23 protein-coding genes are annotated in these 24,055 nt (G+C 57.9%); 9 read left to right on the top strand and 14 right to left on the bottom strand.

The genetic code is table 11. The annotated features are described in order from the left end of the window. The first annotated feature begins 42 nt into the window (after positions 1-42). Together ACZ48V_RS13930 and ACZ48V_RS13925 are read left to right on the top strand one after the other, a co-directional pair. Entirely contained in the window at positions 43-780 is a 738-nt protein-coding gene (locus ACZ48V_RS13930) for a PIG-L deacetylase family protein (RefSeq protein WP_464540082.1), read from the top strand. A 13-nt stretch (positions 781-793) separates the two neighbouring features. After that, positions 794-1,822, top strand: coding sequence for a sensor histidine kinase (locus ACZ48V_RS13925; protein WP_464540080.1), 1,029 nt, complete (start codon positions 794-796; stop codon positions 1,820-1,822). On the opposite strand, the gene ACZ48V_RS13920 is transcribed toward ACZ48V_RS13925, so the two are convergent. The 4 genes from ACZ48V_RS13920 to ACZ48V_RS13905 all read right to left on the bottom strand — a co-directional run bounded on the left by ACZ48V_RS13920 (position 1,808) and on the right by ACZ48V_RS13905 (position 5,224). Continuing rightward, positions 1,808-2,224: a hypothetical protein gene (locus tag ACZ48V_RS13920; protein ID WP_464540078.1), complete on the bottom strand. Its 417-nt coding sequence runs from the start codon at positions 2,222-2,224 to the stop codon at positions 1,808-1,810. The two genes, ACZ48V_RS13925 and ACZ48V_RS13920, sit on opposite strands and share 15 nt — an antisense overlap. Before the next feature lie 107 nt (positions 2,225-2,331). After that, positions 2,332-3,558, bottom strand: a complete 1,227-nt coding sequence (gene glgA / locus ACZ48V_RS13915) for a glycogen synthase (protein ID WP_464540076.1) — start codon at positions 3,556-3,558, stop codon at positions 2,332-2,334. Between the two features lie 118 nt (positions 3,559-3,676). Further along, positions 3,677-4,954: a glucose-1-phosphate adenylyltransferase gene (locus tag ACZ48V_RS13910; protein WP_464540075.1), complete on the bottom strand. Its 1,278-nt coding sequence runs from the start codon at positions 4,952-4,954 to the stop codon at positions 3,677-3,679. A 39-nt stretch (positions 4,955-4,993) separates the two neighbouring features. Beyond that, positions 4,994-5,224 carry a DUF2905 domain-containing protein gene (locus ACZ48V_RS13905; RefSeq protein WP_464540073.1) on the bottom strand — a complete coding sequence of 77 codons (231 nt, stop codon included), beginning with the start codon at positions 5,222-5,224 and terminating at the stop codon, positions 4,994-4,996. Positions 5,225-5,344: 120 nt separating this feature from the next. On the opposite strand from ACZ48V_RS13905, the gene ACZ48V_RS13900 reads away from it, so the two are divergent. After that, the gene (locus ACZ48V_RS13900; RefSeq protein ID WP_464540071.1) at positions 5,345-5,821 is read left to right on the top strand and encodes a hypothetical protein; all 477 of its coding nucleotides are present in this window, start codon (positions 5,345-5,347) and stop codon (positions 5,819-5,821) included. A 67-nt stretch (positions 5,822-5,888) separates the two neighbouring features. On the opposite strand, the gene ACZ48V_RS13895 is transcribed toward ACZ48V_RS13900, so the two are convergent. Then, positions 5,889-6,257 carry an SPOR domain-containing protein gene (locus ACZ48V_RS13895; protein WP_464540069.1) on the bottom strand — a complete coding sequence of 123 codons (369 nt, stop codon included), beginning with the start codon at positions 6,255-6,257 and terminating at the stop codon, positions 5,889-5,891. Positions 6,258-6,700: 443 nt separating this feature from the next. On the opposite strand from ACZ48V_RS13895, the gene ACZ48V_RS13890 reads away from it, so the two are divergent. Continuing rightward, positions 6,701-7,279: a DUF2911 domain-containing protein gene (locus ACZ48V_RS13890; protein ID WP_464540067.1), complete on the top strand. Its 579-nt coding sequence runs from the start codon at positions 6,701-6,703 to the stop codon at positions 7,277-7,279. A 44-nt stretch (positions 7,280-7,323) separates the two neighbouring features. After that, positions 7,324-8,115 (top strand): DUF6503 family protein, encoded by a 792-nt coding sequence (locus tag ACZ48V_RS13885; RefSeq protein ID WP_464540065.1) that lies wholly within the window; start codon positions 7,324-7,326, stop codon positions 8,113-8,115. Between the two features lie 279 nt (positions 8,116-8,394). Here ACZ48V_RS13885 and ACZ48V_RS13880 read toward each other — a convergent pair whose 3' ends face one another. After that, positions 8,395-8,826, bottom strand: coding sequence for a hypothetical protein (locus ACZ48V_RS13880; protein WP_464540063.1), 432 nt, complete (start codon positions 8,824-8,826; stop codon positions 8,395-8,397). 576 nt (positions 8,827-9,402) lie between these two features. On the opposite strand from ACZ48V_RS13880, the gene ACZ48V_RS13875 reads away from it, so the two are divergent. From ACZ48V_RS13875 to ACZ48V_RS13860, 4 genes are all read left to right on the top strand, one after another. Continuing rightward, entirely contained in the window at positions 9,403-11,679 is a 2,277-nt protein-coding gene (locus tag ACZ48V_RS13875) for a hypothetical protein (protein WP_464540061.1), read from the top strand. A gap of 54 nt (positions 11,680-11,733) precedes the next feature. Next, positions 11,734-12,351: a PAS domain-containing protein gene (locus ACZ48V_RS13870; protein WP_464540060.1), complete on the top strand. Its 618-nt coding sequence runs from the start codon at positions 11,734-11,736 to the stop codon at positions 12,349-12,351. Positions 12,352-12,484: 133 nt separating this feature from the next. Then, on the top strand, positions 12,485-13,693 hold the full coding sequence (locus ACZ48V_RS13865; protein WP_464540058.1) for an FAD-dependent oxidoreductase: 1,209 nt from the start codon (positions 12,485-12,487) through the stop codon (positions 13,691-13,693). A 528-nt stretch (positions 13,694-14,221) separates the two neighbouring features. Then, on the top strand, positions 14,222-14,623 hold the full coding sequence (locus tag ACZ48V_RS13860) for a co-chaperone GroES (protein WP_464540057.1): 402 nt from the start codon (positions 14,222-14,224) through the stop codon (positions 14,621-14,623). Positions 14,624-14,818: 195 nt separating this feature from the next. On the opposite strand, the gene ACZ48V_RS13855 is transcribed toward ACZ48V_RS13860, so the two are convergent. The 8 genes from ACZ48V_RS13855 to ACZ48V_RS13820 form a co-directional block, all read right to left on the bottom strand. Continuing rightward, positions 14,819-16,666 (bottom strand): BUD32 family EKC/KEOPS complex subunit, encoded by a 1,848-nt coding sequence (locus ACZ48V_RS13855; protein WP_464540055.1) that lies wholly within the window; start codon positions 16,664-16,666, stop codon positions 14,819-14,821. Between the two features lie 44 nt (positions 16,667-16,710). Then, a complete protein-coding gene (locus tag ACZ48V_RS13850; RefSeq protein WP_464540053.1) occupies positions 16,711-17,406 on the bottom strand; it encodes a protein phosphatase 2C domain-containing protein in 696 nt (231 codons plus the stop codon). 269 nt (positions 17,407-17,675) lie between these two features. Continuing rightward, positions 17,676-18,542: a vWA domain-containing protein gene (locus ACZ48V_RS13845; RefSeq protein ID WP_464540051.1), complete on the bottom strand. Its 867-nt coding sequence runs from the start codon at positions 18,540-18,542 to the stop codon at positions 17,676-17,678. Between the two features lie 68 nt (positions 18,543-18,610). Next, on the bottom strand, positions 18,611-19,411 hold the full coding sequence (locus ACZ48V_RS13840) for a tetratricopeptide repeat protein (protein ID WP_464540049.1): 801 nt from the start codon (positions 19,409-19,411) through the stop codon (positions 18,611-18,613). A 27-nt stretch (positions 19,412-19,438) separates the two neighbouring features. Continuing rightward, positions 19,439-19,801 carry a hypothetical protein gene (locus ACZ48V_RS13835; RefSeq protein WP_464540047.1) on the bottom strand — a complete coding sequence of 121 codons (363 nt, stop codon included), beginning with the start codon at positions 19,799-19,801 and terminating at the stop codon, positions 19,439-19,441. 297 nt (positions 19,802-20,098) lie between these two features. Further along, a complete protein-coding gene (locus ACZ48V_RS13830) occupies positions 20,099-20,470 on the bottom strand; it encodes a hypothetical protein (protein WP_464540045.1) in 372 nt (123 codons plus the stop codon). 251 nt (positions 20,471-20,721) lie between these two features. Continuing rightward, on the bottom strand, positions 20,722-21,150 hold the full coding sequence (locus tag ACZ48V_RS13825; protein WP_464540044.1) for a hypothetical protein: 429 nt from the start codon (positions 21,148-21,150) through the stop codon (positions 20,722-20,724). 272 nt (positions 21,151-21,422) lie between these two features. Then, positions 21,423-23,894: a zinc-dependent metalloprotease gene (locus tag ACZ48V_RS13820; RefSeq protein ID WP_464540042.1), complete on the bottom strand. Its 2,472-nt coding sequence runs from the start codon at positions 23,892-23,894 to the stop codon at positions 21,423-21,425. Between the last annotated feature and the right edge of the window lie 161 nt (positions 23,895-24,055).

The raw sequence follows: 24,055 nt of genomic DNA, 5'->3' as shown, positions 1-24,055 counted from the left end.
TCCGTACCTGACGTCTTTTAGCTCAAGCGAACTTGCGGCTTTATGGCAACACTGCTCTACATTTTTCCGCATCCTGACGACGAGTGCTTCGGGCCAGCGCCCGCGCTTGCGCAGCAACGCGCCGATGGACACGATGTGCATCTGCTTACCCTGACGCGGGGCGAAGCCACCAAGCAGCGCCACCGCCTCGGGTTCAACAAAGAGAAGATGGGGGCAGTGCGATACGGCGAGATGCAGAACGTGGCGCAGGCTCTCGACCTGACGTCTCTCAAGGTGCTCGACCTGCCCGACGGCGAGCTGGCCGATCTTTCGCCGCTGGCTATTGAAGCGCCTATCGAACGGGAGATTAGCCGTCTGCGTCCCGATATTGTCATCACATACGCCGTACACGGCATAAGCGGCCACCCTGACCATCTTGTTACCCATGCTGCGGTGAAGCGCGTCGTGTGCGCAGGAGACAGAGACAGGTCGACATCGGTTCGCCGCCTGGCCTTCTTCACACTGTTGGAAGAAGACGATGACCGTCCGGCTCATCTGACCGGGTCGCCCGATTCCGCGATCGACTGTGTTATTCCGGTGAACGACGCTGCCATCCAGGTGGCGCAAGAGGCCCTGCACTGCTATGAAACGTACATGCCCGTCATCGAAGAGCACCGCCCGTTACAGAGCGTGCAAGACGGGGTCTGCTTTGAGTGTTTTCAGGAGGCTCCCACGCCTCGCCTCACCGACCTGACGGCACATCTTCCCGTACGTCTCGCTGCAGCCCCTGCACTGAACTGACCAGCGGCCTTCCATGCTTACGTCTGCGCGGTACGTTCAGTGGCTGGGGGGCAAGATCGCGGCGCTGGCTGCGCTGGCATCGGCGGGCACGGCGCTGCTGGCTGGCGTGAGTGCCGGGCAGAGCCTGCTGATTGCTGCAGGTACAGCCGTAGCGAGCTATGCCGGGGTATGGTGGAACACCCACGCCCGCTTTCAGCGGATGCACGACATGCTGCACCATCTGCGCGCGCATCAGTTTGGGGCGCTTCAGGCCCCGCCCTCGCCTCGTGGCGATGAACTCGACGCGCTCGTGTGGGAGCTCTACCGCACGGCCCAGATGAGCGATCGCGAGATCGATGACATGCGCCAGATGGAAAGCTATCGCCGCGAGTTCATCGGAAACGTGTCGCACGAACTCAAAACGCCTATCTTTTCGATCCAGGGCTTTGCCGAAACACTTGCAGATGGAGCAGTCGACGACCCTGATGTGAACCGTACGTTCCTCCGTAAGATTATCCAGAACGCTACGCGTCTCGACCGTCTCGCGCGCGACCTTTCGGCGATTGCCCGGCTTGAGCAGGGCGAGATGGAGATGCAGATAACCCGTTTTAACGTCGGTACGCTCATGCGCGAGGTCGTCGAGACGCTTGAGCCAAAAGCCCAGAAGCAAGACATTACGCTGCGGATCGACGTATCTGAAGAAGAGGCGTTGCCTCCTGTGCAGGGCGACCGCGAACGCATCCGACAGGTGCTCGTGAACCTGACCGACAACGCCATTAAATATAACGAGCCAGGGGGATACGTGGCGCTTGCGGCCCGTGCGAGCGATGCCCTCGTAGAGGTAACGGTGCGCGACAACGGCATCGGGATTCCCGAGCGCCACCTGAGCCGGCTTACAGAGCGGTTCTACCGGGTCGACAAAAGTCGCGCCCGGCACCAGGGCGGGTCGGGACTGGGGCTTTCCATTGTGAAGCATATCCTGAACGCGCACGACGCCCACCTGCAGGTCAGGAGCGAGGTGGGAGAGGGATCTACCTTCACGTTTGTGCTACCGGTTGCGTAGGCGGCGTGCCAGGCGCTCAGCTTTCTCTTCGTGCGAGGGGTCGTCGGGCGCGTCCAGGTCATCAAGCAGAGGGCCGGGCGACGTAGACGTTTCAGCTGCATCACCCGCATCAAACTTACCAGACCTGTCAGGCCTGTCAGATGATGCGCCGTACGCAGCGTCCCATACGTCGCTGGTCACGATCGTTTCCAGATGCTGAATCCGCTTATTCAAGCGCTTGCGTTCGGCTTCCCACTCTTCGCGCAGTTCGTCCAGCTTCTCTTCTGTTTCTTCGGTCGAAGTGCCGATCTTGCGCTGTTCTTTTTTAAACTGCAGCCACTCCTCGAAAGCGCTGTAGATAAACACCGTAAAAACGAGCAGGACCCACCAGTATGAGCCCAGAAAGTCAAGCAGTTCAGCCATGGCGACCGTGTAGCTATTGTAGTACAGCGTAAAGCAAGTGTAAAACAAACGTGGGAACGCACCGCAATGCGCTCCCACGTCGACACAAGAATAAGAACGGTTGCGTACTATGCGACCGTTCCATCCAACAGGTCGCGATAGAAGCCAAGCGTCTGCTCGGCGATGGCCGTCCAGCTAAACATCTCAACGACGCGGGCGCGAGACTTCTCACCCATTGAAGCGCGCCGGTCGGGGTCGGCCATGAGCGTGTTGACCGCATGGGCCAGGTCGGCTGCGAAGGCATCGGGATCTTTGGGGTCGAAGTTGTCGCCTTCCTGCGCCTCGAAGGAGACCAGCAATCCCGTTTCGTCATCTACGACAACCTCCGGAATGCCCCCAACGGCAGAGGCAACCACTGGGGTGTGGCAGGCCATTGCCTCCAGGTTGATAATGCCAAACGGCTCGTAGACTGACGGACACACAAACAGCGAGGCATGCGAGTAGAGCGTGATGACCTCGTCTTTGGGTAGCATCTCGTTGATCCAGACGATCCGGTTACCCGATGTAGACCGCGCTTCTTCCACCAGCGTTGTCATCTCTTCTGCAATCTCGTCGGTATCGGGCGCACCAGCGCAGAGCACAACCTGCACATCGTCGTCCATGTCGTGGATGGCACGCACCAGGTGCAGAATGCCCTTCTGCCGCGTGATGCGCCCGACAAACAGCACATACGGCTGGTCGGGGTCTACGTCGTGCTTGCGCAGCACGTCGTCGTTGTGGCGCGGTTTGTACTGGTCGATGTCGATGCCATTGTAGATGGTGCGGATGCGCGAACGCGGTACATCGTAGAGCTCGTGCACGTCGTCTTGCATCGCAGACGAGACGGCGACCACGCCATCGGCGTTCTCGTAGGCTGTGCGCTCGACCCAGCTTGACCCGTGGTAGGCGGTGCCCAGCTGCTCGACTTTCCACGGACGGTGCGGCTCCAGCGAATGGGTCGACAGCACCAGCTTGGCGCCGGTCAGCTGCTTGGCCAGGCAGCCTGCCAGATGCGAATACCAGGTATGCCCGTGCACAATGTCAGCGTCTTGGACAGACCCGGCCATGATCACGTTGCGTGCCATCGCATCTAAAAACTTCTCGTGTCGGGGGTCCTGATGAGGCACGTCGGGGGCGGTAACACCCTGCACCTCCAGATTGCCCCCGGTGATGTCCTGTTCGCCAAAGCTAAGCACCTGCACGTGGTGCTCTCCGTCGTCGGCTGCAGCCATTTCGCGGGTCAGGTACTCGACGTGCACCCCTGCGCCGCCATACACATTAGGGGGGTACTCGTTGGTCAGGATGACAATATTCATACAGGTGGAAGGGTCGAATCCAAAAGAAAACGGGCAGAAAACAGGCAGAAAGCGGTTGGGGATGCGAGCGGGCAGCATACGTAGCGCATTCCTCTCGCACCTCCAGCGCATGAGCAGGTTAGATAATGGTACCGTCGGGAATGACGGCGTTCTTGGGAATGACGACAATGCCGTCGCGAATCATGTAGTTCTCGCCTTCGGCCTCATCTACGTTTTCGCGGTTCTTGATAATGCAGTTCTTCCCGATCGACGCATTTTTGTCGATGATGGCTCCCTCGATGTTCGACCCTTCGCCGATGCCTGGGCGAGCGGGCCCTTCGCGGCGCCCGATTCCTGCATCAGTCTGCCAGGGATAATGATCGGCGCCCATGAGCACGGTGTTGCTTACCTTGGTATCTTCGCTGATGTACGACCGGATGCCAACAACCGATTTTGTGATCTGGCTGTTGATGACAATGCTTCCTTCAGCAATGAGTGAGTTCTGCACGTACGAGCTCTGAACTTTGGCGGGTGGCAGCATACGGGCGTTGGTGTAGAGCGGGCGGTCGGGATCGTAGAGGTCGAAGTCGGGCTGATCTTTGGTTAACATCATGTTGGCCTCGAAAAACGACTCGATGGTCCCGATGTCGCTCCAGTAGCCGCCAAACGGATAGCTGGCTACGCGGTGTGCATCGATAGCACGCGGAATAATGCCATGCCCGAAGTCATGGTCGTCGGGATAGGCATCGAGCATCTCGCGCAGCAGTCCGGCCTCGAAAATGTAGATCCCCATAGAAGCCAGGTAGACACGATCCTGCTCCTGCATCTCTGCAGAAACCGGGCTGCTCTTGCCCTCAAGTTCATCGGGAGCAGGCTTTTCGGAGAACTCGGTAATGATCTGGTCCTCGTTGGTCTTCAGAATGCCAAACGAGGGGGCTTTTTCGGCTGTTACCGGAATGGTTCCGATCGTAATGTCGGCGTTGGTTTCCTGGTGATGGGCCAGCATCTTGGCATAGTCCATCGAGTAGAGCTGGTCGCCCGAGAGGATAAGCACCTGCTTGTGCTTGTAGCCCTCCATATGGTCGAGGCTACGGCGCACCGCATCTGCCGTGCCCTGAAACCAGTCTTTCGACGCCGGCGTCTGTTCGGCTGCGAGCATCGTGACAAAACCGTTGCTGAAGCGGTCGAACCGGTAGGCGCGTGCGATATGCCGGTTCAGGCTGGCTGAGTTAAACTGTGTAAGTACGAAGATGCGCTCGATGCCTGAGTTGAGGCTGGTCGAGATGGGCACGTCAATGAGACGATAGCGCCCAGCCAGAGGAACGGCCGGCTTAGCACGTAGCTTTGTGAGCGGATAGAGCCGGGTGCCAGCTCCGCCTCCTAAAATGACGCTGATGACATCTTTCGATATGTTCATGGGCATACAGGCTGTAATCGCGGGGAATGATGAGATGGGTTACCGTAACATGCGAAGTAGAAGGTTCAGGAGCAAGGTTAAAATCACACTTGCCACGATCATCGTGCCGATCGGTACGTAAATTCGAGTCGACTCGGTGCTGAATGAAAGGTCGCCAGGCAACCCACCCCAGTTGATGAAGGAGGTGCTGGCCCAGAGCAGTCCGCCCAGTAAGAGAAGCAGCAAGCCGGCCAGCATAAGCAGTCGTGCAACAGAAGAGGCATCCATCATGAAATCAGGTAGGTATCCGGGTGTCCGACTCGCATGTATCGTTGAATTTTCGTGGCACCTTCGCGGTACCGCTTCGTGTACATGATCCGTTACTTTTCGTGGTCTGACTGTACAGCGCCCATGACACTCACATACGTTCTTGTCGTTCTTCACATTGTTACGGCGTCGGCCTGGTTCGGGCTGGGGCTTCGCCTGGCGGGGAAAGCGCGAACCGTGCTTTCGTTGCAGGGACCTGCAGCAGCGGCTCTCGCTGAAGACACCCGCAGCACGGTCAAGTGGATGAACGGGTTTATCGTGCTCACCCTTATCTTTGCCTATACAAATTTTTTCTACGGAGGTGGGTTCTCAGGCTACCCGCCGCAGTACCACGCGTCGCTGACGCTCATGCTCGTGCTGGTTGGCGTGCAGTTTCTGCTGATTCGTCCCGGCTGGAACAGCCTGGCCGATGCAGTTGCCGAGGGAGCCGATGCAGCCAGCGAGGCGGCCGATGGCGCGCGCAAAAAAGTCGCGATTGGGACAGGCGTTGGGCACCTGCTCTGGCTGGTGTTGCTTATCCTGATGTACTTTGATCAGCTGATCCGCCCGTTCTTCGTATGATGTAACCGGCGCGGCGCACTCTGTGTAATTACCTCCAGGGGGAGAACAGGCTCTAAGGCATGAGGCTCTAAGGCGTGCCGCGTGCGATAAAAGCGCTCTCAAAACGGCTGCGTAGGACATCCCGCACTGCATTGGCTTCGTCGCGGCTCGCCATCGGACCCACACGAACGCGGTAGAGTGGTGCCTGCCACACGACGCGCACGGGGGCCTCTGCGTAGCGGCGCAGCGGCTCGGGCGGCGCGTCGGTAGCCTCCCACCAGGCCACTACTTGCTGCCAGGTCTGTTCGGCATCGGCACGGCTTTCGGCGCTACCTACCTGTACGTAAAAAGGACGCGCGGGCATCTCGTCAGCACGGGGCGTCTCTTCGTCTGACGGCTCGTCCGACTCCGAAAAGGGAGCTACCGACTGGCACCCGGCGAGGCCAAGTGCTGCCATAGCGAGCAAACACGTAGCCAGACAAAACTTTCTGTATCCAGAAGTGTGTAGCAGCGATCCGACACGGGTCATAGTGAAAGTCGACAAGTTGATAAGATTGCGTATTGATGAGATGGCGTCTGATAGAACCCCTGCGATAGAACCCCTGCGATAGAACCCCTGCGATAGAACCCCTGCGATAGAACCTATAAGAGGAAATCCGGCAGATAGAACACCGGTAAGAGCCCTCCATAGATGTTCATACATGGTGTTTTTAGGCGCGGTCTGCCAGGTCCGAGGAGGGGAGCTCAGGTAAATGGCACTCCACGATCCCCAAAGGGTTGCATAACGGTTGCATCGCATTGAGGCGGAGGCGCCGCCTGGGCTTGACCGTAGCGATATATATACGCATATTAGCGTAAAACCCACCCACGTATTACTCTAATCGTCTATCCCAAAATCATATGACTATCCTGCTTCATAGCCCTCGAATCTTGAGTGCCATCCTTGTGGCTGGTGCGCTGCTGTTTACGACGAGCGTGTCTGCACATGCGCAAGAACGCAGCACCGACGAGCCGCGCGTAAGTCCCAATGCGGAAGTGCATCAGACAATTGGCACGACCGATGTGCAAGTGACATACGGACGCCCGTCTGTGCGCGGGCGCACCATCTTCGGCAACCTCGTTCCTTACGGCGAGGTATGGCGCACCGGTGCCAACGAGGCAACGACCATTACGTTTGCCAGCGATGTACACGTGGAGGGCGAGCGGGTCGAGGCAGGGACCTACGCGCTATTCACGATTCCGGCGGATGACGATGCATGGACCGTTGTCCTCAACGCTGTCGCCAATCAGTGGGGAGCCTACAACTATGATGCAGAGGAAGACGTGTTACGCACCGACGTGATGCCATATGAGGCCGACACGTTCCGTGAGCAGATGAGCTTCTCGTTCGAAGCAGTAAGCGACACGTCGGCAACGCTGCTGATGCACTGGGCCGAGACTGCCCTTCCGGTTGAGCTTTCGGTAGCTGACGAAGAATAAACCGGCTCCTATTTCCTTCGCAAAGCAAAGGGCCCATGATCGCGATGTGTAAAACAAGAGGGATACGGGCGGGCATACTCTTTCTGTCCGTTTTTATCGCGACATGGGCCGCCGGTTGCGCGGCAGAAGAGCCTGATCCTGCTACCAATGTAGAAGCGTACATAGACGCCGTAATCGATGCGCACGGCGGCGATGTGCTGGATCGTGCTATCGTGACGTTTACATTTCGCGGGGCAGAGTTCACGCTGGAGCGAGAAGACGGTCGCTTCCATTACCGCCGTGCATACGCCGATTCGCTTGACCAGCGCGTGGTTGAGGGTATTACAAACGAGGATGTCTACCGGGTAGTAGAGGCCGATACCGTTGCGATCGATGCTGATACGCGTGGATCCATCGAGACCACGGTCAACTCAGTAGCCTACTTCGCACTGTTGCCCTATCCGCTACAGGACCCGCCCGTACAGGCCACGTATGCCGGCCTCGACACTGTTGGGGAGACGCGCTATCACCGTGTAGCGGTGACCTTTGGTCAAGGAGGCGGGGCCGACTACCAGGATGAGTTCCTCTACTGGTTCGATGCGAACACACATGCGATGGACTACATGGCCTACGCGTTCGGAGTTGGAGGCCCGGAAGAAGATCAGGGGACGCGCTTCAGAGAAGCATATAACGTACGCCGGATGGAAGGTGTGCGCTTTGCCGACTATCGTAACTACGTCTCCGAGTCGATCGAACCGGGAACGCTAAGCAGGTACCCGGCCCACTGGCGAGACGACGCGGTAGAGCTCGTGTCAACTGTCGAACTTGAGAACGTTGCGGTACAGCCGCTACCGTAGGCTACCGTAGCGGAAACGTAAGCACAGATGCCTAAGATGCCTATAGCGGAGTCAGATCCGCCTGCAACGTTTTGTCCGGCAGTACTTACTCTCAGAGCCTGTTTGGGTTTTGGTTTGTAGGCGAGAGCGAGCGCCGCTGAGGCGAAAATTGGACCCCGATGGCGGTTCGTAGCCGGGGCTACGGGCCGACATTGGGGGCAATTTGCACCAGGGGCATGACCTTCGGCCCCAGTCCAGCGCCGCCGCTCGGAGCCCAAATTAAGAAATCAAAACAGGTTCTCAGTCAAACGGCTCGGCCAGCATCTGCGTAAGGGTATCGATGCGGCTCTGAGACAGCAGCGGCTCGATGGCCTGAATGATCAGGCTGACGCACGTAGCGCGGTACATGAGCGGCCCATCGGGCATGCCGTTCCGAGCCGTTTGGCTCTGGATCTGCGTATTAAGAAGCGTCCAATGACACTTCATTTCAAGATACTGCACAGCAAGAGCCTGACGAATCTCATCGACAGAGTCCAGGTCGTCGAGCGTCTGGATGATCCGATTGCGCAGGCCCGACACGTAAGCACGGACAGCTCGCTTCTGCGCCAGCGTTCCGCTATCCCACTGGTCTAGTACCTGGCCCCACTGGGTATCGAGGGGGGATTCGAGGGCGTCGTGGACCCGCTCGTGTTGCTCTTCGGTGCTTATTTCAGTGGTTGGTGTAGCGTCCATATCGGGCTGATGAGCGAGCGCGCTTGTGGAGGAGGAAATACGTGTCTGTTCGAGGATGGACAGTGAGGCAATGCGACAATGCACGGACTGTGCGAGCGTTAGCTAATTTGTATTGCCTAGACTGCACATTTTTCTCAAATGAACGAGACACGCAAATGCTGCAAGGTACGAAGCCATATACCGAATTCATTACAGTCGCCTGGCAAACCGTGAAAAAAGAAGGTCTCATGTTGAGAACAAGTCCGCTGCATCTGTGAGCCGGGTTTCTTTGTGTTAACAGCGTGGTAGATAGGGTGCGTGGGAGGCATAATCTGCCTTCAGCATTTACTTGCGAGAAAGATGCGCTTACGAGAAAAGTGTCCCGTAGAAATACAATATAGAAACACAATAGAAACCTTTTAGCGAGACTTTTTCTGTTGTGGAACCTTGCTGTGCAGCCACTTCGTTACGTGTTCTGCATGCATCACAAATAATGTGCACTCGCCCTTGCGTGCGGTGCAACATAGCCCGCAGCATGGCATGCGCTCAAAACATGCGTTGCTAACGGGTCCGCTCTACTCACGATGCTTATTTGATATGGCTGAGCCATCCTCTTCTCGCTACTCTCCAGATGAACTCGTCGAGCCCTGGAATAAAATGTGCTCGCTTCTCGGAGCACAGACTCCCGACGAAGCCGTGTCTCGGGTTGAGACGTTGAAAGAGCAGCTCGACGCACTGGATGAACGCGACGACGTATCGGACGACCTCGTCACCCTGAGCGAATTTGAGCAGGTACTCACGCGTCTGCACAAAAAGATATCGAGTCTCCGCCAGCGCAATGACAAATTGGAGACACGCCTTGAGGAAGTGACCCGGTCAGGGGAGGATACGTCGGGTAACGCGCTGCTGGAAGCGCTGGATGCAGCAACCTACGAGACCGCTCTCGATCGTATCCAGACGCTGAAGCAACAGGCAAATGCGTTCTACGAAGATCGTCAGGCAGTTCTGGAGGCAGGGTACAACGATGCCACCGAAGTGGTCGCCGACGTGAAAACGCTGAAGCGCGAAAACGAGCGCCTCAACGAAGCACGGACCGAGAAACGCACGCGCCCCGACACCGAGGTCCTGCAAGCAGCGTCTTCGATCCGCGCTGTGCTCGGCATCTCAACGATTAGCGAAGCCGAAACCTTTGTAGAAAAGCTTGATCAGTTGAGCACGTCAGTGCGTCGCGCACTGGACCGCCTGGGCATGGACGTGCCCAAAACGCTTAGCATTGACCGGGCTGCAGATGTCTCCTCATTCCTGGAGGTGCTCACCGAGCAGATCAATCGTCTCGCTGAGGCTCCGCTACCCGATGAAGGTACGCTTGAAGCCCGCGAGACGCTCGACCAGATCGAGTCGATCCTCGGTATCGCGTCAGCCAACGATGCTCGTGAGATGGAGGAGATGGTGCGGCAGCTTACCGAAGATATGGAGATGCTGGCGCAGGAGCATGAAACGCTTGAAGAGCACGGCCTGAGTGCTGAGCAGGCCGTCTCCATGATTCAGAGCATGGATGAGCAGCTCGACGACCTCTACATACAGCACGATGTCAACGAGAAAAACGGCGACCTGCCTCCGGGACTGCAAGAGATGCTGGGCGTTGATTCGGTCGAAAAAGCCCAGGAGATTCTTGGACTTGCCGAGAGCATGGATACCAAGATCGAAAAGCTTTACGATGAGCAAGAGAAGCTTAGCGAGCTCGGTATCGATAGCATCGACGAGGCGGTGCGCATGATTCAGAACATGAATGAACAGCTTGCCGAGCTATATCGCAACGTTGAAGCACGTGCATCAGCGGCATCTCTCCCAGTCGAAAACCAGGATACCTTCCAACAGCTCGAGGCGCTCTACGCGCGACAAGAGAAACTGCAAGATGAACTGGGTATCTCTGATCCGGATGCCATCATTCAGATGGTAGAAGACATGAACGTGCAGCTTGAAACGCTCTACGAAGACCGTGACGAAACGAAGGGTGCCCCATTCGATGACGGCGATGAAGAGGGCACACGAAGCCCAGAACGACTGGATCGCCTTGTCGAGAGCATGGTCGATCAGCTTGAAGTGCTTTACCAAGAGAAGGAAACGCTCACCGACGAAGGATTCGAGTCGGCAGAAGAGGCAACAGAGCAGATCAATGAACTGCGCGATCAGGTTGAAACGCTCCGTTCGAAATACGAGAGCGAGATAGGCGGTTCACAGGCCTGGAAAACCTTGCAGGAGAAGCTGGACGTAGAAACACCGGAAGAAGTGTTGGACCGGCTCGATCAGTACGATGCCGAGCAATCACGCGCAGCGGCGGCATCAAACGGTGAAGAGACCGGCGCTGCTAAAGCGACAGCTGCCCCCGCATCCAGCGACGATGATACATCTGGCCAACCCACAGCCCCAGCAGCCAGTCCGACAGTGGAGCAACAGCCACATCCTGTATGGCATGCTGCGCCGTCCGTAGCTGACGCCGCCACCCGGCGTCAGTTGCCATCGCTCACCGCCGAGGAGCGCGATGATCTCGACTTTGCTGCTATCGCCGTTGATCACGATGGGCACGTTACGTCGCTCAACGATAAGGCGTACGCTCTGCCCCTGTTCGACCGCATGCGCTCACGGGAAGAAGCCCTCGATACCCACTTCTTCCTCGATCTGGCGCCAAGCACGGCTGCCGACTCGTTCTACGGACGTTTCTACGAAGGGCAGCGCCAACAACGGCTCGATGCGCGCTTCCTGCATCTCTTTGATGCAACGAGCTGGCGCGGACCGTTTGTCGCGCTGGTACATCTGTACTACGACTCTGAGACCGATACCTCATGGATTCTTCTGCGTACGTCTGACCAGTGACGGTCAGCCGCCCGGCGTACGGCTCCTTGTTTGCTGCACATGCTCCCTACTGCTATGAGTGATTCTGCAACTTCCGACCTATTCTCGTATCTTAAAGAAAAATCAGGTCGCATCTCCAAGGTGCGTTCCGAAGACGAGAAAACGATCTCGAAACAGGGCTCAACCAGCACGACGGAGGAAGCCGCGGAAGATGCCTCCAGAGGCGATGCCGATTCCAGTGCAGGAGATGAGGCAGATGGCACTGCGAATGCCTCCGATGCTGCAGATGGCACTGCGAATGCCTCCGATGCTGCAGAGGCTACCGATCTTGCCTTTGACGATCCGCTTGTCGGCGAAAAGCTGCGCGATGCTTCTGAAGAAGAACGCAATGCTGCTTCATTCGGTATCATTGAGCTTGACGATGAAGGAACTGTGCAATTTTTCAACCGATATGAGTCGGAGCTTAGCGGCGTAAATCCCGAGAAAGCACTCGGACAAAACTACTTCAACGAGTTGGCCCCGTGTAGCAACAACCGCATCTTTTATGGGCGCTTCCGGGAAGGCATCGCTTCTGGCGAGATGGATGAGCATTTCACTTACACGTTCACCTACAAAATGCGCCCGACGCTGGTAGATGTGCATCTGTATCGCGACGATGCAGGCCGTAACTGGATTATGGTGCGCAAGCGGTAATCTGCGTTAGGTGCGGGGCTGTGCATCCAGCCGGCATATTCATGCGATGCAATGAGCCGGTGTTGTTCGCGCAAACCACGTCCTTTTGTAGAGAGCTACTTCATAGAAGGCTACCTCCGAATCTGTCAAATCTATGCATATTGTTGTGCTCGGAGGGGGCATCGCAGGAATTACAACAGCAACACTGCTCCAGGCACGGGGACATTGCACCACGCTGCTGACGTCCTCTACCCCGCATCAGCAATACGGGGCCGATTACCTGCGCTTTGCGAGCCTCTACCCGGCAGCCTCCGTGATTCCGCACACGGTGCACGTCACAAACGAAGCACGCCATACACGCTGGAGCCAGCAGCTCTTCGACGTGTTCTGCGGACGTCCTGGCTGGGGCGTGCGTATCCAGCGCCATGCCGAACTCTTTGAAACGCCTCCATCTCGTCCTGATTATCTGGATACGCTACGCCGGCTGGCGCTCCTCCCTGAGGATGGACGCGGCTATCCAGGACTGCCACAGCGTGATGAAGCGTCTGGACTCTATGGGTGGTCGTTCGATATGACCTTCGTCGACGCGCCAACGTACATGCGTAAGCTGTATGCGCTGTATAGCGAACTGGGTGGATGCGTGCGGCGCCGGCACCTCACGCGCGAACGTCGCTCTGAGTGGCCCGGCGACCTGTGGGTAAACTGCCTCGGATACGCCGCGCCACATCTGTTTGAAGACAAGGCGCCGGCTGCATATCGCCACGGCCACCTCCTGCACGTGCGTCCACCTGCATCGGCTACGACGTGGCGCGAGGCGTCCCCCATTGCTTCATACAACTACGAGCCTGCTTACCACGTCTATCCAGCGCCAGGAAGCACACCCGGAGGAATATACTTCTATCCTCGTCAGTCAGCGTGGGTCGTAGGGGGAACAAAACATCCGGCTAATGAACACGGAGCGTACACAACGCCACTGCGCGAGCCCACGGTGCGTGTGCATGGCGTCGTTATACCCGAGGCCATGTGGGACCTGAACGCTGCACTTATCAGCTCTATGACGGGCGTAGACATTCGCTCTTTGCCTGTGCGTGTCGTGAGCGGGCTCCGGTACGTACGCGATCCAGAAGGCGATGGCATACGGTTATCTTGGGAGCATACCGGAGGGCGCCCCGTGGTTCATAATTACGGATATGGCGGAGCAGGCGTTACGTTATCATGGAGTGCAGCCTTGCATGTAGTCGGTATGATTGAGGCGAGAAGTAAATCTCCTGCATTACGATGCGTATATCATCCAATAGCTGAAACGCTTTGTAACGTATCTCAAAAGCTGTTAGAAGAAGCCCCCGATTCTGAGCAGTTTTAGTCATAATATTAGAAAATATAGTTAAATAAAGGTATATTGCCGGCACAGAGTTATCGAACTTATTGCAAAGTGGAGCATGTTTTGCTATAGTTAAATGTCGAACATACACACGCAAGGTTTGGAGTATTGCATTCTCCTATTCCGACCGTTGTTGTCAGTACATGTGAAAGACCACTTCGTCTACGGCGTTCTCCATGAAGCGCTTCGTTCGAAGCCACCACCCCCACTGGTCTCTGCCCCGCAATACAATAGCTATGGAAAACTCAGTCGACCGCGCCATTCGCTGGCTTACCCTCGCTGCCGGACTCGTTAGCGCGTTTATATACATTCTCTTCTTCTGGTTGTAGGCGTAATGCACAGCCAGGACGTTATACGTACCGCGACGGCACCTCCAAGCGTCTTTGAGGCGGGCCTTTCAGGTAGTTGCCTACCCGTGCAGATTGCAGCAATCACACAGTTGCACACGAACCCACCGTCGGAGACGGTCGTAAAGCACACGCATGTGTTTTCTTACGATACCCTCCGTCTATGAGCACGCTTCTTGTTGTTGGCGACCGCGTCTTGATCAAGCCCCGTGATGGCGAACAGAAAACCGATTCGGGCCTGTTGCTCCCGGCGACCGTGTCTGCTAAAGAAAATGTCAAAGGAGGACGCATCGTTAAGACCGGGCCGGGGTATCTGACGCCCAACCCGGAATACTCAGAGAGCGAAACCTGGAAGCAGACCGAACAGCCCGTTCGTTACCTCCCGCTTCAAGCCGAAGTCGGCGACTATGCCTTCTTCTTGCGTGAGAAGTCCACTGAGATTCGCTTTGAGGGCACAGACTACCTGATTGTACCGCATGCAGCTATCCTTGCACTGGTGCGCGATACACCCGACGAAGGCCGCTCAGACCTCACCGTCGATGAGCTGCTCGACACCGATGAGTAGACAAGCGGTCTACACGCCCATAGTTTGAGCGGTAGTAGATAGAGGCTACGTGATGAAGTAGCCTACGTGACAACCACTTATCATTTCATTGAACCGCTATCGTTTGAGCTTGCATGCCGGTGTGCAGCGCAATGCAGCGCAATGTAGCACAGAGCTCTTCCAGCAACAGCGAAACGCTGCCTTATAACGGCTGTCTTACGAGGGTTGCCTCCACCACACCCCGTCCTGGACTGGTGCCGGCGATGTTTTTTTGGAAGGGGAGACCTCGCTCGCTTTAGAAGGAGACGTCGGCCGGGGGGGACCCTGCTCTACAGCGGGGAGGTCAGTCAGGTACAACAGGTGCGTGGCGTATCGCCCAACAGAAAGCGCCGGCTGCTCCTCGGCTCGCTGCTGCACGCGCCGCCGCTCGGCCTCGTAAGCCCGAATCTTTTCGCGAACGCGTGCCGCCTCTGTCTCGATGCGTTCCACACGCTGCACGATGTACCGCTGCAGGCGCCGCTCCTCGGCTGGCGACAGCGAGTCTGGGATGGCATCAGCATAGGACTGCTTCAGGCTATTCCGCCACATCTGAATCCGGGCCTTCGTGGCGTCACTGATGCGGTGTATCGGCGCGACAGCCTCCGCACTCGCCTCGTAGGCCGTGCGAATGTTGTGGGCTTTAAGCTGCACTACATCGCGGTGGCGCACGCCGTCAACGACCCCCACTTCGCCGATAAAGTGGTATTTAAGCTTGTCGTAGAGCGCCTCGTCTCGCACCTCCTCCAACCGATCAGCACGGCGCTTTTCAACGGATGTCTTGACCTCCTTTTTCTGCTTGGCCAGGGTATCCAGCTCGCGCTCCATCGTTTCGATAAGCGCTGTGTACCGATCAATCTCGTGCTGAAGCCGCCGCTGGCGACGCACAATCGGATGATCGCGGTACCGGTACGCAGCTCCTCCCCCGAGCGCCGCAAGTCCGAGTCCTCCTATGACTACCCCGGCAACCGGGGCAAGGAGTCCGCCGAATACCACAGCCAGGCCGGTCGCAGCCACAAGCGTAGGCAGGAACCAGCGAGCCCACGCAGAGCGTGGAGCCGTGCGCGGGGCGGTCCGTTCGGCACGTCGTGTCTGCGCTGCTGCTGCACTCACAGAAGAAGTAGAGACTCCGGCTCCCGACACCACGTCCCCCAGTGAAGGAAGCTGGTCGGGCGTCGCGTAGCATGCAGTTTTTAGGGTGGATGCGAGCGGATCCAGAGCATCGGTAGCGTGGAGCGCATCGAAGAGAGGTGAGTCGTCGGGATCGTAGAAGTCGCTATCGCGAAAGAGCAGGTTCTCACCCGTATCAAACCGTTCCCAGAGCGCAGGGCGCGCAATGGTCGCATGCAGCGCGGTGTAGACCACCAGCCCGGCAAAGCGGTCGAGGCCGGGCCCGAAGTCTCGCTTGGTACGGTCGGGATGCTGGTAGTTGCGATGCCCCACCTCCGGGCTCTCACGCTCGTCGAGTGCGGGCACGTACATCGTGTCGTAGTCGACAAGCCGCAGCGTAGGAGTGCCTGCATTGTCTTGCACAAGCACATTGCCATGCTGCAGGTCGCCATGAGCGATCTGGATGTCTTCCAGTTCACTAATTAGATCGACCCACGCATCCACCAGTGCCTTGAGGGCCTCGGTATCGTCGCGATGCTTCCGTATCCAGGTGTTAAGAGCGGTGCCTTCGACCCACTCCATCTTGAGAAGTGGAAAGGTATCGCCTTCAACCCGGATACCCGGCTGCTGGTAGTCAAACGCGACAAGAGCAGGGAGCGGGTGGTCGGCAAGGTAAGACGCAACGGCCCGGTAGCGCGACCGCTGGTCAGACACGTCTGTCAGAAAGCACTTGGCGGCCCAGGTGCGTCCCGTCTCGGTCGTCATTGGAAAGACGACAGCGAAGGCCCCGCTGATGGGCTGGGGAAGACCAAGCACGTTGGTGCGGGGCGTCGCGTTTTGAAGCGTGTCGTCGAGGAACGCCGTTTCAGGAAATTGGATGGCCTCTTGGTAGGCACTTGGCGTAGGGTAGCCAGCCATAAGCAATTCAATCGGGCGCGGTGAAACGGACAGGTGAGCAGGAGCTACCGATGCGGCGTAAGCAGAAGGATTGTCGTATCGTCGTTGCGTAACCGCCCGGCTTCGCGGGCGCTGGAAACAGCGTCTGCAAATGAATCAGCATTCCACAAAAGGGCCTCAGCGGGACCTACGCGAAGCAGCCAGGCCGCGGCGGCATCGGTTGCAAGCAAGAAACGGTCGCCCGGCCTCCAGGTGCCGTGCTCAGTATGCACATCGGGCACGCTGTTTGGGGTGGTAGAAATAAGGGCAGGGCGGTGGTCGAACGCGTCAAGGTCGGTCTCGGGCCATGCAAGGTGGAGCGCATCGCCGCGCAGCTGAAACAGCACACAGTCGCCGACACAGGCCGCCTTCCATTCGCCACTGGCACGGCACTGCACATGCAGATATGTGGCGTAGGCCCCTTCTTCAGCTTTGGCGGCGACATACCAGGGACGCATCTCAAGACGCGGAGCGATCCGGTCGCGCCACGCGGCACGCCATGACTGCAGGGCACGTTCAGAGGGAGCAACGACGCCCTCGGATACAGCACGCTGGACCAGCTCGCGGGCCCAGGCCCGTGAGAACGCGGCTTCGGTGGCACCGTCGGCGACGGCTGCATGTACGGGCCATTCTGCGCTCGCGGCTGCACCTGCATCCTCGTTCTCATGCTCGGCATGTCCGGACTTAGGAACGCTCCAGACTTCTACATCGGCGGCAGGCATAGCGCGAGCGAGGGGCTTCGAGAAGGCAGCAGAAGAGAGGGGGCGCGGGGTCGTTATGGTACGTGTAAGCCGGCCACAGGCTTAGAGCCTGTTTGGGTTTTGGTTTGCAGGCGAGAGCGAGCGCCGCTGAGGCGAAAATTGGACCCCGATGGCGGTTCGTAGCCGGGGCTACGGGCCGACATCGTGGGCAATTTGCACCAGGGGCATGCCCTTCGGCCCCAGTCCAGCGCCGCCGCTCGGAGCCCAAATTAAGAAATCAAAACAGGTTCTTAGCGCAGGTTGCTTGGGCGCGTGCCAATTTCGAGGAAACGGACGAGCGCTACAGGGTCAGCGTTGAAAATAAATCCACGGGTGTCGAGGTTGACCGTGTAGCCTTCTTGTTCGGCTGCGGCGCGCATCGAGAAGGGGAGCGTGCTCGACATCTGGTAGAGCGTCTCGGCATACTCGTCAGTGCGCGGCAACTCGCCTGGTGAGGAAGGGAGTTCTACGGCAGGTGCTTCTGAGGAGGAGAGGTGCACGTTGAAGAGCAGCACCTCACCGTCGTCGGTCGCAAAGCTGCGGAGCTGCTGGGCATAGCGAAGCGGCTCGCCATCGGTGGCTTCGCCGTCGGTCACGTTCAGCACGACAGGCGGAAAGCTATGTGGGTGCTGGTCGATCCAGGTGCGTACCGACTGTGCGGCCAGGTCGAGCGCCTGGCACATGGGCGTGCCGTTCTTGGCATGCGGGTCGAACCAGACAGGCACCTTCACGCGCCGCTCCTCGGTGCGACCGTCGCCCGTATCAACCGTGCGCAAGCGCTCCTCCATGCGCTTGGGTCGTTCGGCAAGGTGACTGATAGGAATCAGTCCTGTGCTATTCTCTACAGACTCGGCAGGCTGAATGAGCGGCTGCACCCGCTGCCCATAGCCGATAACGCCAATGTGGAAGTAGTCACGTACGCCGTCTTCTTTCGCGCATCGCAGCACTAAGTTCTGCAGAAGACGGTTCACTGTATCTGAGAGCACGCGCGACTTGCTTGGTGCGGCGTCGCCTTTCTGTTCGGCACCGCCAAAACGGTCTTGCATCGAGGCAGACTGATCCAGCAGAAAAATGAAGGCGGTGGGCTGCTCACGGCTAATTTCCGCAGAGTATGCCATGTAAAAGACAGGATACTGTGATGCAGTGCAAACGAGAAGGCAAAGTAGAGTAGCGAGAAGCCGTTAACCTACAGGTCGTTGAGCAAGGCGCGCGCGTCCTCTTTCAGGTCGGGGTCGTCGTAATACACGTTGGGCATATCGAGCAGGATTTCGATCTGCTCGCGTGCCTTTTCGGGCTGGTCCATAACGGCATAGGTGCGTGCCAGTTCGTAGCGGTGCAAGATGCGATCCTCGATGTCCAACGCGGCCTTGAAATCTTCCACGGCCCGCTCGTACGATGCATCGGGAAGACCGCCGTAGACCGTGCGCACGATAGCACGCGACATGAATCCGAGGCTGGCTACCTCGCGGTTCCATTGCCCCCGGGCGTTCAGAGCGCCATCAAGCGATTCGTCAAGTTCGATAGCCCGATCGGCGTGGTACTTTACAGCGCGTGAGCGTTCGATCTGCTCACGCGTGCCAGCCTCAAGAGCGAGTCGTCCTTCGGCCATAGAGCGCACGAAATGAGCAAGGCCGTTGGTTGAGTCAGCCTCCAATGCCCGATTGGCCGTTTCCAGTCCCTGTTCGTACAGGGATGTTGAACCACGTTGTTCGCCCAGGTTTACCTCGGTCGCCGACAGGCGCCAGAGCACCTCTACATGATCCGGATAGTCGCCCAAGAGGGTATTCAGGCGCCCGAAGGCATCCATGAATTGCCCCTGCTTGCGCAACTCGTCGACCATGGCCAGCTCCCCTGCCAGCGTCTCGTCTTCGACATGATCTACGTTCTGGGCAACGGCTGGACCTGCAAGCAGGAGAGCCAGCATAACAGCTGGCATGGTGCTCAGCAGAGTGCCATATACAGAAAGGCGTGCAGCATGAACGGGCATAAGAAAAAAACCGGGTCGGTTGGTAGACTACAAGGGATGTAGTCCGACCCTGTTGAGCGTGGTGCGTTCCATGCCACCCGCTGAAGACGGAGAGGCACAGTTCTTACAGAAGCGACGTAGCGTATAATTCCATATCCCAACGCCTTCACGCAGGTAAAGCGCAACGATACGGTCATCGTTGAGCGTGAGCTCCAAGTTGACGTCTTCCTTGCCTCCCCACCAGCGAATGTGGGCAATTTTGGGAAGAGGGATGCGGCGCAGCACGCGTCCTGACCAGGTCCATCCCGAAAGCTCAATGTGGGTCCGATAGAGACGAGCGCGAGTTAGCCACAACGAACTGCCGAAGATAGAGCACGGGCTCTGAAGTAGGGGGGATGCAGCATCTGGCATAAAAGCGGAGGTGTTAGATGCCAAGCGGGTGGGAAAATCGAAAGATCATGCTTCAGTACTTAACTGTTGGCAACTTTTATTCCAGAAGCCATCTTGAAAAGCGTACTAACAGCTGTGTTACACAGTTGCCTGCCATAGCTTTCTACCAGATGATCTGCGGGTGGGTGGTGGGAGTAGATCCTGTTTCCACGCTGATAGAAAATGCATCCGCGTGTGGAAAAACGCAAGCGTAAGATGTAAAAAGGAAGCAGAAGCGGCGTTGTTACCTGTGCGAATCGGGCACAAGAGTATTTACTGTCACGGACGCAGGCGCCGCGCCCACTGTGCAGCAAGGGTCTCTGGGTCGGGTTCTTCTGTGGATTTTTCTGTGGGGTCCGGAAAGTCGAGGGGAGGAGCGTCGCCTTGCTGCATGCGATCCCAGGCTTCGTGGGTTACGATGGTCTCCAGGTGCTCGATACGAGTCGACAGCTTCGCTTGCGTTTTCTGGAGGGTATCTACGGCGCGCTGGAGGTTGTCCGTGCGTTCTTCAAGGTCGCTCTCAAGAGAGGCTACACGAGCGCGCAACGCTGAGGCAGCGGTCGCATCAGCGCGCGTCTCTACCCAGACGCGAAGAAGGTCGCGGGCAATGTATATGACAAGACCAAGCGCGATAAGGGTGTAGAGATTCATAGGTCCTCAAGATCAGGTAGGCATCTACATATACATACAGCTTGCACAAGCCAACACGTGCTTGCTGCATTGCCGGCGGGCAGCAAGTGCACGCGACGCTGCATAACTAAGCAGGCCTACAAAAGAATCTTCGAGTCTGTCACTGCAAGGAGCGCCGCGTCGGTTGCGAGCTCCCTCCTCGCGATGACAGGGTGTAAACGTATTTTCGCCGACTCACTTAGCTACATAGCTCGCGACATGCTTTCAGGTTCTTAGTCCTTCTGCTCGTAGAAGCGGATCCCGAGGACCGCCCCGAGACCTGCTACTGCAGCACCCCCGAAGATGTCGAACAAGATGTTGAAGGTGTAATAGTTGATGCCCCAGTTTTGCTCAAACGCGTGCAGGACCTCGCCGTCGGGGGGCTGCATTAAGCCGGGCGCAGGGTCGAATAGTGCCCCAATCGCAACAAGCACGAGCAGCACGAACTGCCGGGTTACGCCCATAACAAGGCCGGCTACGATGCCCATGCGAGCGCCCTCAATCATCGGAATAGCCTTTCCGGAGGCGGGCTCCCAGAGGCGAATGAGCAGAATGCCAACGGCAACAGCTCCCGCCATCCGCAAGAAAAGTGCATCCACAAGGATAAGTAGAAGTCCGATGCTGGCGCCAGCCACGAAGGCAGCTTTACGTTCGCTTGTCATGCAGGGAAAGAGGGCTAACTGATCAGGAAAGTGTCACAGAGTAACAAACAAGACACCGTATCCAAATGCGAATAGATTACCTGTGAGATCGTAACCGATCCGCGATTCCTACAGGTGTAAGCCAATGCATTGAACGAAACGGGTGCAGACCAAAAAGTGGTGGAGGCAACCCATCAGGGTGCCCCCACCACTACATCTGCAGGTAATCAATTGCAGGTAATCAATCCTGCGGGATTACCTGCGGAATTAATTGCAAGTCGCAAGCACTGTGTCTACAGCGTCCCGTCGATGCGCTCCAGCACGTCTTCGAGATGGATGCGCGTCATGCGATCCGAAACGCCGCTGTTGAGCGCATCGGCGACCTCGTCACGGAGCAGCCCAAGCTGGTCACGCACAAGCGGCCGCATGTCCGACTGACTGATGTGCAGGTCAGCATTCAGCGGTGGATCGTCGTTGCTCCCCACACGCAGGTTGCCGGAGCGCGGGGGCGACCAGTGGTCCGACTCAGCCTCGTGCAGCAGGTAGTGGGCTTGCTCCAAGTAAGCTCGTTGCAGGTTACGGCGATACGTATCGATCGATTCGCCCTGCTGCACCTCGCGCCAGATGGCCATGCGGGCATCGTCGAGCATGTCGGCAGGACGATAGGTATCGTCGCCCAGAAATGCCTCATGTTCGATCATGCGTGCCAGGCGCGCGTGGTTCAGGAGACGCTGCACAGCCAGTTCCTGATACGCACGAATGCGTTCTACGGCACCGGCGTGCTCAATGCGGCGCAGCAGATCCATGTCGAGGGCCCACTCGGGCGTGCTCAAGATGTGCTCATCAATGAACGCCATGGCCTTCTGCTGATACTCGGTCTCGATGGGCGTATAAACCGGCCCGCCTTCACCGTAGCGCTTGTGGTGTGTCCACGATCCGCCAATAGCCGATGCTGCGTGTTCGGCATAGCGATTCCACTGTGTCAGATTCTGCAGGTAGTGGGTCTCCAGTTCATAGTAGTCATCCCCCTGGGCGAGCACCCAGTCCATAAGGCTCTGGGTCGCAGTGCGCAGGTTACGCATCCCATAGTTGGCAGCCTCTACTGGATCCTCGGAGATGCCTTCGGTCATGCGATAGGGGTCCCACTCCACATCCATCCCGAACTGGGCGTAGGCCGAGCGATACCAGGGCTCGTCGGAGCGCTCCACGATCCATTCGTTGAGCGTGTCGAACTCTTCTTCGGGCGTGGTGGCTTCGGGAATGGGCCGGTATCCCCACATAATGGCAAACTCATCCCATAGGCCAATCTCGCGTTCCGGCGGCACGTTATCGCCCGGCTGGGCTACGTAGTTGTAGCGCGTGCGCCCAACCGACGAGGCTGAGTGGCCCATGCGTTCTACAAACTCGGGTGTACGTAGCGAGTCAACCGGGAAGACGAAATTGGCTCGCTGGTTGTGGGGCAAGCCCATAGCGTGCGCCATCTCGTGCGAGATCACATAGCGCAGAGCCTCGCCCATGTCCGCTTCGGAGAGTTCATTCGTCTGAAAGTCGGGGTTCGCTGTAGCCACCTGGCTGACGAGCCACCACCGCAGCCGCTCATCCAATCCGGCATACATGTTCATGTGGCCGCGGATCACCTCGCCCGAGCGCGGGTCGACTACGTCGCCGCCGGCGTTGGCGGAGCGCACCGGCGTGGCCACATAGCGGATCACGTTGTAGCGCGCATCCAGCAGGCTAAACTCGGGATCTTCCTCTTCGGTGGGAGCCACTCTCACATCCAGTGCGTTTTTGAATCCGGCCTTTTCAAAGGCACCCTCCCATTCCATGATGCCCTCTTTGAAATAGGGAATCCATTCTTCGGGCGTGGCGGGGTCGATGTACCAGACGATCGGATCCTTCGGCTCTACGAGTTCGCCACGCTCAAACGCCTCCATATCAGTCGGCTCCAGGCGATAGCGGCGCAAGTACTGATGGGGCCGCACGCCCTGAAAGTCGCGCGAGTAGTCGGTCTGCGTGACGGTGATATACGTGACGCGCTCATCGGCGAGACGCGGCATCATGGGCTCCTCGGGCAGCAGGATCATCGAGTGGTTGATCTCAAACGAGATCGTACCGCCACGCGTGTTGGACGGGGGATTGGTAGCATCGTACGACCGCACGGCCCGAATCTCGATGTTTTCGGGGAAGCTACGCGTAAACTCGAGCCAGCTACGGTCGCGGTCGTACCCGCGAACCCCTAAGTCTGAGCGCCGCTGCTGCGGAAACGAAAATGAGGGATGGTCGCCCATGTACAGGTCGGTTACGTCGATAACCGAGGCCCCGTCTTGTGTAAACTCAACGGGAAAGCTGGCAATGACCGGCGCAAAATTGGAGTTCTGAACGGCCAGATGGATGTTGTCGTCCTCATCGGCCGTGTTGCTGTACGACTGCGTGCGCAGATAGACGTGATCGCCGCGCTGCTCCCATTGTACCACCATGTTGGAGGTCATCCGGTCGCCGCCCCCGCGCGCAGCAAGCCCTTCCTGCGCCTTGGCATAGCGGCTCATCACCGCCATATCGCGCCCAAGCATCTCGTCGGGAATGGCAAAGAGGATGCGATCGTCAAGCTGGTAAACGGTAAAAAGCCCTTCGTCTGAGGAGGCCGCATCCAGGTCGGCGGGCGAGAGGTCTTGCGCCTGCAGCGGCACCGAGGGGGTGAGCAGCAACGCCAGGAGAATGAGGCCACCCAGCACCGGGGCCGTTGCGTGTCGTATCCAGTAAGCCATGATGATGAAGCAGTGAGGAAAGAGAAAGACAAACGGGTTATCTTAACTACGCCTTCGCATCCCCCAAACGCAATTCGTTGATGCGGCGGAGGCTGAGATTCATGGCATAGGGGGACGCCCATAGCACCACATGCCTGTAATGTTGGCTCTGTGCACGAGGT

Source organism: Longimonas haloalkaliphila (assembly GCF_055379825.1).
The sequence above is the reverse complement of the archived record's forward strand: the minus strand, read 5'-3'. Positions and strand labels throughout refer to the sequence as shown.